The sequence below is a fragment of the Herpetosiphon sp. NSE202 genome (assembly GCF_042688385.1).
GTDB lineage: Bacteria > Chloroflexota > Chloroflexia > Chloroflexales > Herpetosiphonaceae > Herpetosiphon.
In genome coordinates this window covers 401,374-413,430 of the sequence record NZ_JBHUPY010000005.1, presented here as the reverse complement: position 1 = coordinate 413,430, position 12,057 = coordinate 401,374, and the positions used below count along the sequence as shown (strand labels likewise).

Below are 12,057 nucleotides of genomic sequence, written 5' to 3'. Positions count from 1 at the left end.
CTATTCCATCCAGTGATGGTTTTCGGCGACCAAAATGCTTTCGGCAAAATTTAAGAAGGCCTCGCGAGGATGACTTAATTGAATAGGCGCAGCCGAGTTGGCAAGATAGCTTTCAAAGGCTTGGCGTTCTTGATCGTTGTAGCCGCGCACCCAACCCACATACACCGGCGAAAGCAGTTCATCGGCAAATACGCGCAAGGCTTCATCAAGCGCAGCCGTATTGATCGTTGGCTTGCCACGATCGGTTGTGGTCACAACATGATTGAAAATATGATTACCGCCCTTGGTAACCGCAAAAATCGTCAAGACTGGCGCAACATCGGTGTAGTGCAAGGTTTGCTTGGCCCCACCTTCGAGATGTGCCATGCCTTCAAACAGCGTTTTAACCCGCTGTTGGCGCACTTCTAAAGGCAAACGATAGGCTTTGGCTTGCTCAAGGTGCTCAAGTTGTTGCTGTTTGGCCAGCCCTTCGCGCACCGAGTCGAGGTTGCGGAAACCAGTTTTGTTGCGGTAGGAAAAAGTGCCAGCAGCCCGCAAATCAAGCGACCATAAGCCCTTCAAGGTTGCACGATAAAATTGATGGACATGGGGAACTGGATCACCTTCGTGGCGCGACATCGTACCAAAATCTTTCACAATTTTGACTGATTTCATTGCTACCAACGTTCCAACCCGAAATGGTGAAACCCTAGTGATCGTGTCGGTTGTTTCAGTCGCTTGATTTAAGTCACGCTTAGGTTTTGCTGATTCTTTTTTGGATGGCGCACGCATGTAGCCAAACAAATCGTCATCCCACCATTTCATAGGGTTGGCATCAGTATAGGCAATTTTATCTTCACGATATATTGGAGAAGCAACCCAAACAGGAAAACGATCCTCCAAAGTCGTACGCAGCCAATAGCGGAAAGCTTGGGCAGAAACGTAGGGGTAATCGCCATCACCATAAACCTGAATATGTTTGACTCCAACGGTATTAGCATCACGTTCTTTTTCAATACCACCAAGATTATTTAATGCTGATGCTGAGGCATCGATCAAGAGTAATCCCGTAACAAAGGCCATTGTACAATCCTCCTAAATTAGTATAAATCGTGATTAATTTCGACTATTAATGTTTTGGTTCAGGTCGTTCAGGCAGTGCATCTGGATTCTGTCCCAACCAATCCTTTAATTGTTCGATTATGCGAATTAGTACCAGATCGCGTGATAAGCGCCAATCATGGTGTTTATCACTGTATTGGCGTTCAAACACATCTACATATTCATCAATCGTAAATAATGGCTCTTTAGTTACGCGCACATAATCTTCATTAGATTTAATCAATCCTTGACGAAAATTAGTATAATCAGATTCACCAGCAAATGTCCGAAAAAAGCGTTTACCGTTTTCAGCACGAATATAATTGGCCAATTTATCACCAAATTGCTTAATTCGTGCGATCCGTAGATCATCCATCAGGAAAACCTCCCTTAGAAAAAGTTCAACCACCGGAAAATCGATCAAATGATAGGTATCATGCAAGTAATAGCGTGATTGAATATCATCATCAATCCTAGTCAAATATGGCATTTTAAGAAAATATCTACGTATAAAGTATTTGGCATTGTTAGGTAGATCAAACATATCTTCATAAAAATAATTACGGCGTGGCACAAAATCATTATTTGATTTTTTACCAGTGCTTTGCTCCCACGAGCTATGGACTAATTGATTCCATTGATTGGGGAAAAGGCCTTTAGCTTCGAGCATAAAATGAATAATTTCATGTGGTAGCTCATAAATTGCTAGGCTTGGTGTTTTACCATTGTTCAGGTTATAGGCTACAATACTGGTAATTTGGTCATTATCAACGTAATTTTCGCGTTCGGCTTGAATTTTAAGTAGTGTCTCAATTAATAAGGTTTTTGGCGAGCGCACTTCGCCTGGAATCCGATCATCGCCGGCAATTCGCGCTTGCTCGATTTTGCGTTTGTTATGCTGATAAAAGGTTTTAACAAAACTTAAGGTTAGGCGTGGGTTGGCCGAGTGTACTACCAGAATGCCATTGCCGGCTTTGGCGCTCCCCAGTGGGAAGGCTTGTAAGGCCAATAAGGCGATGCCCGAAACTGGCAACCCAGCATTACCATTGGGAAAAAAGTTGATCGTATCATCACCTTGCAATAAGGGAATTTGCGCCCGTGCAGCTCGGCCAACAGTTAATGTATTTGATAAAACCTCTGCAACCGCTGGCTCGCCAGTAAAAACACAACGGTGCTCGCTGGTGCTTGGTTGTTGCCATTGGCGCAAGTGAGCATCGGCCAATTTTTTGCGGGTTGCGCGGCGAGTTGCCCGCTGTTTGTCAGTCAATTGCGGCTTATCGGGGTTGTAAGCATCTTGGATAAACCAGGCATTGCTGGTAAATGCAACGGTGAGAAACGAGCGCAAAGGATTTACCACAAACTCAGCCTCAAGATAGGCTGCCACGGTTTCAAGATCATCGGCAGTAACCGCCGTGATGCTATTTTTATTGACGTGGGCGGCAATCGTGGCAAAACCAACATCTACCAGCGGATGCCCAGTTTCCTTAAGCATGGTTAAACCTCCTTTTGAACTTTCAATCCATATTGGTTAGCAAATCCATAGATGAAGGGAATTTGCGATTCCTGAAGAATCCACCAATATTGTTCCCCAATCCAATGACTAGTAGCTAATGGAAAAGCTTGACGAAAGAGTTTTAACAATTGAGCAAATTGTTCTTTCTGACTAATCTTTTCAAAGCGTAGACCAATCCGACCTTGTTCCAAATCCTTCAAAACGGCTAATGGTTGTGGCTTCATATGCCCTCCATAATAGAATTATGGAAAGTATATATCTGCTCGATAAAAAAGTCAAGCCCTATTGTATTATTATTTATAAGTTGCTTGTTGAATTTGAAAATTTTCCCTATAATTTCCCCTATCGACGCAATGAGCGTACTGAAACTATTGCATTATTATTTACAACAACCATCGATCCGTTGAGGATACTTTTCTGAGTGCTACTCGTCCGTATACAACTCCAAGGCTGCTTGTAATTCGTCGACCATCTCCTGGCGAAATGCCAGCGGCCATTCAACTGCAACATCGCGGCCCCAACCTCGCACCCATGGCCGCATTTCCAAGGTGCTCCCAACCCGCACCCCATAGCGACAACCACCATTGGGCAAATCTTCAATAACTTGGCTGGGATGCCAAATTGTTTCTTTGACCCGATGGGCAACGGCTGGTGAAAAAAGCAAGCGTACATCAACCGGATCTTCGCCTTCAGCAGGCCAGATAATGCCCCAAGCATTGCCAAGCCGCTCTTGTGGATCAAATGACGCGGGAATTTCAAACGTATCGAATACCCGTAAATTAGCTGTAGCAATCCGTTCGAGCTTGAAAGTACGAATCGCATTCGACTTACTATCATGGCCAATCACATAGGTTGAGTAGCCAATTCCCGATACTTCTAAATAGTAAGGTGAGATAGTCCGCTGCTCCCAATTGCTATATTTGGATTTAGCCGAAAGATAGGTTACCTCGACTCTGCATTGGTCGGCCCACGCTCGTGCAAAGGTTTCAAAAATTTTCGTAAACCCAGCATCTGCTGGCCGCTGGCGGACAACATTCGCAGCCTGTTGAATATGTAAGCCAATGTTGCGATGATTATTGGCTAAAGCACTGCCAAGTTTATCTAAGGCCGAAACAACATAGGGATTATGTTTATCGCTTTGTTTAGAAAGTAGCCTTGCAGCTAGATAAAATGCTAATGCTTCGCGTAAATTAATTGGTAAGCGATGAATATAGCGATCGCGATCCAAATACCAGCGCGAGCCAGCCTGATAAATTGGCTCACCTTCTTGTTCCATAAACTTCAAATCTTTGTAAATCTGCGTTCGATGGATAACAAAGTGTTCAGCAATCTCAATAACCTTTGCACCTTGGTTGCCACATTCATAGAGGTAGCGGGCAATTCCATATAAGCGGGCAGCTCTTGCTCGTAGGCGATCATCGCTCATGAGGATAACCTCACACTAGGTAGCTTTTGTATACCAAATATAGCATAGTGGAGTGCAAAATATTGCAAAATCTAATCCCAGTAATCTAATGTAGCGATTCTTAATCGGTTGTTAAATTCATCAAACTTCACTTTTTTCTCAATCTCTGGCAAATCGCGGAGGATGGTAGAGTTGGGCACATCAAGTAATTTGGCAAGTTCAGCTGGAGTTACGCCATGAGGATAGGCTTGACGTACCAGTTCAACAATTTTAGCGTGACGTTCTTGTTTTGCCTTTTTGTTGCCAAACATCAGCGGCTCCTATGCTAATTGAATTATTTAGGCATAGGTTAAGCTGCGGTTGTAGTAACTAACGCTACAATTTTTGAGCAAAATGTTGCTAAAATGCTCATGATTTTAAATTAATTGGGGCTGAGCATGCGAGGAATCCATACACTTGGCCGCTGAATTTCGCACCTTGGCCTAAAACACGCGTGCTCCACTAAATCATTTAGCGGAGCACTGAGGCAATTGTCGTTGGTTGGAGCTGGCTTACATTGCCAACAAGGCGGTAGTGCGGGTGCGCAAGGCAATTCCCATCAAAAAGAAGCCGAGCAAGCCATAGATTAATGCTTCAAAGCGATTATCGCGGCCCCGTGTGAAGGCAAAGGTGGCCGGAATCGAAATAACCGCGACTACTGCATACAAAATATGAAACAGATCACGCTGCGGGCGCGCGCCACCAATGTAGAGCAAAATGCCGACAATTGCCTCAACAATCACCAGGCCTTCGCCAATCACCAACGCGCCCCAAAAATCGCCAGTTATCGAGCGCCCAGTAAAAAAGATAAAACAACCCCAAATGCCAATAATGATCATAAAGAGCATAAAGGCAATTTGCAGCCGATCGTGTAAGAGATATAAGATGTTCATTGAAAGTCCTTTTCTAGGGGTCAGGTGTAATAGTTCATCAGGTTAACCACGTTTTGATCCCCTCACCCCCTAGCCCCCTCTCCCGCCCGCGAGGCGAGGGGGAACCACGAGACCTATGCTCCCCTCGCCCGCGTTCAGTGGGAGAGGGGCTGGGGGTGAGGGCATGCACCTAGTTGTCAATCCAATGGACCATTACAGTCAGGGCTAGGGATGAGGGATCAGGAGTAGAGCGAGAAAGCCACATTACTTGACAATCTTACCTGACCTCTGACCCCTAATCTCTGCCCCTTTGTTCCTATCCTGCCAATTTCTGGCGCAAGGCAGCAATTTCGCGCTCAATATCGGCCACGTAATTATCGAGCCAGCCAGGAGCCGACGCGCCCAATTGATTTTGGCGCATGCGCAAGCGGCGCAATTCGCGTTCGTTTTGGCGCAATTGCTCACTCAGCGACGGTGCATATGGCTCGGGAATTGGTTCGGCCAAGGCTGAATCGGGCACTTCATCCAAATATTGCACCACTAATTCGCTGACCAAATCGCTAACTTCCATCGCACGCGCCCGACACAGCCGCTCCAAGCGCTCACGTTGTTCAGCAGGCAAGATAACTCGACAGGGCAAAGTAAAGAAACCGTCGCTCATGATTCCTCCGTTGCGGCTGGCCGCCACACACTGATAAGGAGCAAGCTCCACCAGAGATATATCATATCACCGCCGAGCATAGTTTGGTCAAGCATGCCATGAATAATTAAATCGGCGAGCATGGCCAACGCAACGTAACGCAAGGCTAGGTTGCTACGCAACCAGCGCCAGATTTGCCAAGCAAGCATGGCCAAAACCACCAGTAAGCCCAGCAAACCCAGTTGCAACCAGACATCAAGCACCAGATTATGCGGATGGGCCAAGGTCAAAAATCGAATTTGCGGAATGCCATAGTGGCTTGGCTCAAGGTGGGCAAATTGATCTAAGCCAAAGCCCAGCAGTGGTTGATCCTGCACGGCGCGCCAGGCTGAAGCCCAAATTTCTTGGCGAGCTGAACCAGTGCCTTCGCCTAGCCGCAGCACCCGCGCCAATAAGCTTGGCTGAATCAAGCCAAAGCCAACTAAGCCGATAGCCGCCACGCCACCAGCCCCAAGCAGCAAACGCCAACGCCGTTGTAATATCAAAACCAACGAAACAGCGCCGATCACGCCCAGCCATGCGCCGCGGGTAAAGGTCAACAATACACCGCAGCTCAGTGGAATACTCAACAGCCAGGCAGCTTGGCGCTGTTGCAGCGATTCAGCGCTCAAGGCCAAGGCCAAACTGCCAGCCAAGCCAGCGCCCAAATACACACCGAGTGCGGTCGAGCTTGGCAACAAGCCGATTAGGCGTGGCACGCCTGTGGTCGCCCAAACGCCTTCGCCCAAAGCAAAGCGCACCAAGCCATCGCCTGCAATCCAAGCCGCCATTATGATATAGCTCCAGAGCATGCTTTGGGGCTTGACGCGCTGAGTCGCCAATAAAGCCAACGTGAGCAAAGCCCACAATGCTGGCTCGACGATGGTGCGGCGTAATTCGCGTAAGGCGGTGGCACGTTCTACCAAACCACTTGAGCTAAAACTAAGCCCAGCAGCCAGTAGCAAGCCCAGCCCTACTACAAAAATTGGCCAGTGCCAGCGCGCTTTGAGCCAGCTTAATTGCGGGCGCTGGGCTTGAAACCAGCGCCAAACCACATGCAAACTAAGCCCTGCGCAGCTAATGCCAAACAAGGTTTCGTTGAGCGGAAAACTGAGGCCGCCAACCAAGCGCGCGCGATAATAGAGCGGAATCGCCAGCAACGGCAAACATGCAGCCAAACTTGGGCGCAGCATAATCAGGCCAACTAATGCTAATAACCCAAGCAGAGCCAACGGCCACGGCAAACCAAACCATGCAGCAAAGGCCAAACCAGCGGCTAAAAACAGCCAATCGGCGACCAACACATGACGCAAAACCCACCACAACAAGCCCGCCAATCCCAACGCCAAGCTAGTGGCCAAGACCCAACGCCACCATGGACGCTGTGTTGTTTGGCTGGCGCTGGTTTGTTGCAAGGTTTGCGCATATTGGTCGAGCACTTGGCGATAGGTTTGGTCGAGTTCGCGTAATTGGCGCTGGCTATAACTAGCCCGCCCAACTTCAATCGCCGCTGCGGTGGCTTGATCGAGTGTGCCTGTGCTAATTGTAATCGCGCGGGTTTGAAAATATGCGCTGCTTGGAGCCAGCCAATCGCCACGGGTGCCAAGCGGCGGCGGATACAATTTAAGTTGCTCGACGATTGGCCATGTGGCAGAACGCAATTGCTCGGCCAAGGCCCCCAAATCGCGAGTTTGGCCCATCAAGGCTGCATCGTAGGCCTGCAAGGCTTGGCGCTCTTGTTCAGCAGCCAACGAAGCTTGAGCCAACAAATTCACATCATCGGCTAAGGCTTGACGGGCTTGAGCTTGTTGGTCGGGGCTAAGTTGGGCTAATTGCACGCCACGGCGCTCGAAATCACCGCGCTCGCCATCAAGCACTGCTGCCGCCGCAACCACAATTTGGCGTTGTTCTGCCTGCTGATTGAGCGTCGTCAAGCTCGATTGTACCAAGGCAGCCGGCGCATTGGCATTCGATAAGGCTGGCATTGGCAAAAGCAACGTCCAGAAACAAAGGCCAACGACGAGCAAAGCCAGCACCCGATCAAACTGGCGCATGTGAGCCATAGACAACTATCTTTCCAAATTTCTATACCACATTATGGCGCTGCTATCCCACTCCAAGCAAGCAGCGCGCCAATTAAGGTGGGAGCAAACATCCTGCGGGTTAATCCTGCTTGCAGGGGTTATCGCCAGCTCCGAAATAGGCTAGGATCAGCAACGGTTCATATATGCTGAACCCTAGACATCAAACGACGCTTTGGATTGTTGCACCAAGACGCTTGCAACATCAGGTGGCTGCCAATCGGCAGGTTTTAGCTGTTTGCCATCGGCACGGCGCGGGCCTGTAGTTTTGGCTAAATTTGCCCGATGCACTTCGGCAAATACCGGATTAAGCTCGATGCCATAGGCAAGGCATAGGCCATAGGTAACATACAGTAAATCAGCGGCTTCTTGAGCAATAGCCACGAGATCGCCAGCGGCAAGCGCTGCCTGGAGCTCGGTATATTCTTCCTGAAGTAATGTTTGGCGCAACGCTTGCACAGCGATAGGAGGAAGTTGAGGGCTATCTGGCAACTCCATTCCAATCGCCTCGTGAAATGCGCGCACCGCAGCGCTATGATCTGGCATCGTCAACCTCGAACCAATGAACCGCGCTTATCCTACCCGTGATCAGCGAATGCTGCAACTGATGGCCCCGTTTTTGCCATCGTATTCGCATGACAGTCCTAGTTCGGAGCCTTTTCGCATGACAATGTACTCACGCCAGATTGATGCGCAGACCCGTACTGCGCAATTCTCCTTAGATCCACGTGGGATCTTATGGATCATCTCGCTCCCTGCAGCCCAAGAAACGCCTGCTGACGCGACTGAAAATGTAGCAGTCATGCAACGGCTCTTGGCCAATCGGCCAAACAGTGCGGTTATTCTCGATATGCGGGCCTTAGAAGCGATCGATCGCGAAGCCCGCCATATTTATACCAACAGCGATGCTAAGTTTCCTTCGCGGGGCTTGGCAATCGTGGTCGAATCGGCCACCAGCCGAATTACCGGCAATTTGTATATGACAATTAGCCGAGGAAGTGGCCGCCCAACCAGAATGTTTCAAACTCCCGCCGATGCTGAAATTTGGGCGGTGAATCAACTTAACTAATTAAAAAGTGTTAGGCAAGGGGATGCGGGCATGCTCGCATCCCCTTTTGTGGTTAAGATCACCCATGCTGCAAGCTGCAAAACTTGCATAAACTGAAAATTTGGTGCACGATCAGCCCATCCTACTGTTTTTTCAGGCGATTAATTGCCCAAGCAAGAGGCGTTATGCGTATAACCCGTGAACTCGAAAATCAGTATCATAAGCTAGATTCATCGTTATGGTTTCGACCAACGCTGATCGCACTTGGTTCAGCGATTTTGGCCTTTGCGACAGTCGAATTTGATCGCGTTTTCGATATTGATCGGGTGTTTTTTTTGCGGGCAGGAATCGACGATGCACGGGCGATTCTTTCATCGGTCACAAGTTCGATGCTGACCGTAACAACGGTTACGTTTTCGATCATTATGGTGGCCTTGGTATTGGCATCGCAGCAATTTTCGCCACGGATTATTCGTAATGTGATGCGCGATACGCCTTCGCAGTATGTTTTAGGCACATTTATTGGTACATTTATCTATAGTTTGCTGGTGTTAGGCCAGATTAACGATCAAGCAGCGTTAATTTTTGTGCCGATTCTCTCACTTGCCACGAGCATTCTGCTCACGCTTTTGAGTATTGTGGCCTTTATCTACTTTGTACATCACATTGCCGAGACAATTCAAGCCAGCGTGTTAATTGCCCGCGCAGCTGAACGCACAATTGATGTTTTAGATCGACGCTTCCCAGAAACCTTGGGCCATGCAATGGAGCACATCCCAGCGCCGCCAACCCCCAGCACACCCTCAACCACGATTCACAATCCCAAAGGTGGCTATATTCAGGCGATCGATCCAGTGCCATTGTTGGCGTTAGCCCAGCGTTTCGATGTTGTCGTTTATATGGATCGCGCGGTCGGCGATTTTGTGCCAACTGGGAATCCATTATTACACATGTTTCCTCAACGGCAGCTTGATCGCGATGCGATCGCTGAATTTCAAGATGTGTTTGAGTTTGGCTTAGAGCGCACGTTGTTTGATGATGTCTTGTTTGGCATTCGCCAGCTGGTTGATATTGCGCTTAAAGCGATTTCGCCTGCGGTGAATGACCCAAGCACGGCCATTAATGCGATCGATTTATTGAGCGATGTGCTCGCCCAAGCCATTCGTCGCCCTGAGCAATCGCCATGTCGCTATGATGAATTTGATCAGCTACGGGTGGTTGCAAATACGATTACTTTTCGTCAGATGTTGGGCACTGCTATCAACCAAATTCGGCAATATGCCAAAAGCGAAATTGCAGTAACTGCACGCTTGTTGGTTTTGTTGAATGAAGTTGCGTTAGCAAGCGATGACCAAGAGCGCCGTGCAATGCTCTGGGAGCAAGCATGCATCATCACGCGGGGAGCCGATCAAGGAATTAGTGATCCCTATGATCGGGCCTATATTAACGAGCATTTGCTAACCCTTGCCAACACTTTAGCAATTTCAGCTGAGCAACGAATTATGCTGACAGTTGGCTAATTGCGGGATCGAAGCGCTCGACCGTGTAGCAATTGCGGCCTGCGGCCTTGGAGCGATACAAGGCTTGATCGGCGGTTTGGGTCAGCCGTTCAGCCTCATTAATTGTCTCAGTCCAAGCAATGCCAAGGCTAATCGTAACATTGACGGCGGTTTGTTTGAGCACATAGGGCGTGTTGGCAATCGCGGTGCGCAAGCGCTCGGCAATCACGATTGCCTCTTGGATTGAGGTATGCGGCAAAAAGACCAAAAATTCTTCGCCACCGTAGCGCCCAAATACATCGCTATGGCGCAACACCAAGCGCGCTCGTTGGGCAATACCGCGCAACACTTCATCGCCGCTATCATGGCCGTAGGTGTCGTTAATTGTTTTGAAGAAATCAATATCAAACATAATACAGGCCCAGCCTTGATGCTCTGCTGGTTGATGTTGGAGTGCTTGCTCAATTTGCTCGTACAACCCACGCCGATTGAGAATCTCGGTTAGCGAATCAGTTTTGGCCCATTCGGTAAGTTGTAGGTTAATTTGTTGAATATCGGCTAATTGCTGGTGTAAGTCATCGTTTTGTAAATGATAGAGTGCAGCTTGATTGCGTGCTTCATCTAAACGATACATTGTTTGCAGCACTTGCATACGACGCACCGATTGCTCGTTAAAAACCGTATCTTTTAATTCATAATACTGTTTATAGTGTTTTAATGAGGCTTTAAAATCGCCCAAAGCCTCATAGGTATCAGCCAAGGCCTGATGAATACGATAGACTTTTTGTTGATTGGTGCTTGGGTTGATCGAAATCAGCGCTTGTTCCAGAATGACACGGGCATTTTGATAGTGCTTAATCTGATTGAGCAAAACACCATGGCGAATTAATGCTTCAATCGCTTCATGGCTATTATTTGAGGCACATGCTAATTCATAGGCATAGGTAAAATGCTCAATTGCTTGATTGGATTGCGCCAGCCCAGCATAGGCCAAACCCAAATTATTATGACACTCAGCTTGGCCTTGTTGCCAATCGATTTCGTGATACAGCGCTAGCGCTTGTTCGCCATAACCAACTGCCTGCACAAATTGGCGCAGGGCACAGGCTGCGCGTCCGCTGTTATCGAGGATTTCGGCGCGCATGCGTAGGTGGGCCGGAAATTGGGTCATTGCTTCGAGCAAACGCAAGCCATGGGCCAATTCATCAAGCGCAATTTCTGGGCTTTGCAATTCGCAATGCAAAAAGCCCAGATTATTGCAAATCAAGGCTTCATACCATTGATCATTTAATTGGACAGCATCGCGCTTGGCGCGCAACAAATATTGCAACGCCTCGGTATAATTGCCCAGCACAATCAGCAACACACCCAACGCATTATGTACAGCTGCGCTATGAATGCCACTTGCCAAAAAAGCATCGCTATCTTCGGTACCAAGCGAAGCCGATTGAAAACTGGTATCCAAAATATCAAGCCAGTGCGGGTCGGGCTGGCGTGGCGGGGTCAGCTGGCATAATTTGCTGGCCCGAAAAAGATAGGTTAAGGCCTGATGATACGATTGTTCGCTAAAGAGCAGCTTGGAGCGCCAATAAAAACAATCGATCAAACCTTGGGTATAGGGCTTGCCATTGTCGCCAGCCATGCGCGCCAAGCCCTCGGCCTGATGGTTGAGCGCCCAAGCTTGTTCATGGTCAACTAAACGCAATTCGGCAACTAATCGGTTCAGCACATCGACATGCTGCATTGGGTTATGAATTTCGGCCAATGCAGCATGTAACGCTGCTAAAGTTGTTGCATGCTTCATGCTTGCCACGCAGTGTAATGATTAAAAATTCGTTGCA

12 protein-coding genes are annotated in these 12,057 nt (G+C 48.4%); 2 read left to right on the top strand and 10 right to left on the bottom strand.

The genetic code is table 11. From position 1 onward, the window contains the following. The 9 genes from cas7i to ACFMKP_RS07715 all read right to left on the bottom strand — a co-directional run bounded on the left by cas7i (nucleotide 1) and on the right by ACFMKP_RS07715 (nucleotide 8,215). Entirely contained in the window at nucleotides 1-1,062 is a 1,062-nt protein-coding gene (gene cas7i / locus ACFMKP_RS07755; RefSeq protein WP_382290596.1) for a type I-B CRISPR-associated protein Cas7/Cst2/DevR, read from the bottom strand. A gap of 46 nt (nucleotides 1,063-1,108) precedes the next feature. Continuing rightward, a complete protein-coding gene (gene cas8a1 / locus ACFMKP_RS07750) occupies nucleotides 1,109-2,572 on the bottom strand; it encodes a type I-B CRISPR-associated protein Cas8b1/Cst1 (RefSeq protein WP_382290594.1) in 1,464 nt (487 codons plus the stop codon). Nucleotides 2,573-2,574: 2 nt separating this feature from the next. Continuing rightward, nucleotides 2,575-2,817, bottom strand: a complete 243-nt coding sequence (locus ACFMKP_RS07745) for a hypothetical protein (protein ID WP_382290591.1) — start codon at nucleotides 2,815-2,817, stop codon at nucleotides 2,575-2,577. Nucleotides 2,818-3,017: 200 nt separating this feature from the next. Continuing rightward, entirely contained in the window at nucleotides 3,018-4,019 is a 1,002-nt protein-coding gene (locus ACFMKP_RS07740; RefSeq protein ID WP_382290589.1) for a helix-turn-helix transcriptional regulator, read from the bottom strand. Nucleotides 4,020-4,090: 71 nt separating this feature from the next. Continuing rightward, on the bottom strand, nucleotides 4,091-4,309 hold the full coding sequence (locus ACFMKP_RS07735; protein WP_382290586.1) for an HTH domain-containing protein: 219 nt from the start codon (nucleotides 4,307-4,309) through the stop codon (nucleotides 4,091-4,093). Nucleotides 4,310-4,549: 240 nt separating this feature from the next. Then, a complete protein-coding gene (locus ACFMKP_RS07730; protein WP_382290584.1) occupies nucleotides 4,550-4,930 on the bottom strand; it encodes a hypothetical protein in 381 nt (126 codons plus the stop codon). 295 nt (nucleotides 4,931-5,225) lie between these two features. After that, a complete protein-coding gene (locus ACFMKP_RS07725) occupies nucleotides 5,226-5,570 on the bottom strand; it encodes a hypothetical protein (protein ID WP_204757553.1) in 345 nt (114 codons plus the stop codon). Continuing rightward, the gene (locus ACFMKP_RS07720) at nucleotides 5,567-7,651 is read right to left on the bottom strand and encodes an O-antigen ligase family protein (protein ID WP_382290580.1); all 2,085 of its coding nucleotides are present in this window, start codon (nucleotides 7,649-7,651) and stop codon (nucleotides 5,567-5,569) included. The genes ACFMKP_RS07725 and ACFMKP_RS07720 overlap by 4 nt, the downstream gene beginning before the upstream one ends. 174 nt (nucleotides 7,652-7,825) lie before the next feature. Beyond that, nucleotides 7,826-8,215, bottom strand: coding sequence for a hypothetical protein (locus ACFMKP_RS07715; RefSeq protein ID WP_382290578.1), 390 nt, complete (start codon nucleotides 8,213-8,215; stop codon nucleotides 7,826-7,828). Nucleotides 8,216-8,333: 118 nt separating this feature from the next. Between ACFMKP_RS07715 and ACFMKP_RS07710 the strand changes: the two genes are divergently transcribed. Together ACFMKP_RS07710 and ACFMKP_RS07705 are read left to right on the top strand one after the other, a co-directional pair. Next, on the top strand, nucleotides 8,334-8,738 hold the full coding sequence (locus tag ACFMKP_RS07710) for a hypothetical protein (RefSeq protein WP_054532648.1): 405 nt from the start codon (nucleotides 8,334-8,336) through the stop codon (nucleotides 8,736-8,738). Between the two features lie 164 nt (nucleotides 8,739-8,902). Then, nucleotides 8,903-10,237: a DUF2254 domain-containing protein gene (locus ACFMKP_RS07705; RefSeq protein WP_382290574.1), complete on the top strand. Its 1,335-nt coding sequence runs from the start codon at nucleotides 8,903-8,905 to the stop codon at nucleotides 10,235-10,237. On the opposite strand, the gene ACFMKP_RS07700 is transcribed toward ACFMKP_RS07705, so the two are convergent. Continuing rightward, nucleotides 10,218-12,020: a diguanylate cyclase gene (locus tag ACFMKP_RS07700; RefSeq protein ID WP_382290572.1), complete on the bottom strand. Its 1,803-nt coding sequence runs from the start codon at nucleotides 12,018-12,020 to the stop codon at nucleotides 10,218-10,220. The genes ACFMKP_RS07705 and ACFMKP_RS07700 overlap by 20 nt on opposite strands. Between the last annotated feature and the right edge of the window lie 37 nt (nucleotides 12,021-12,057).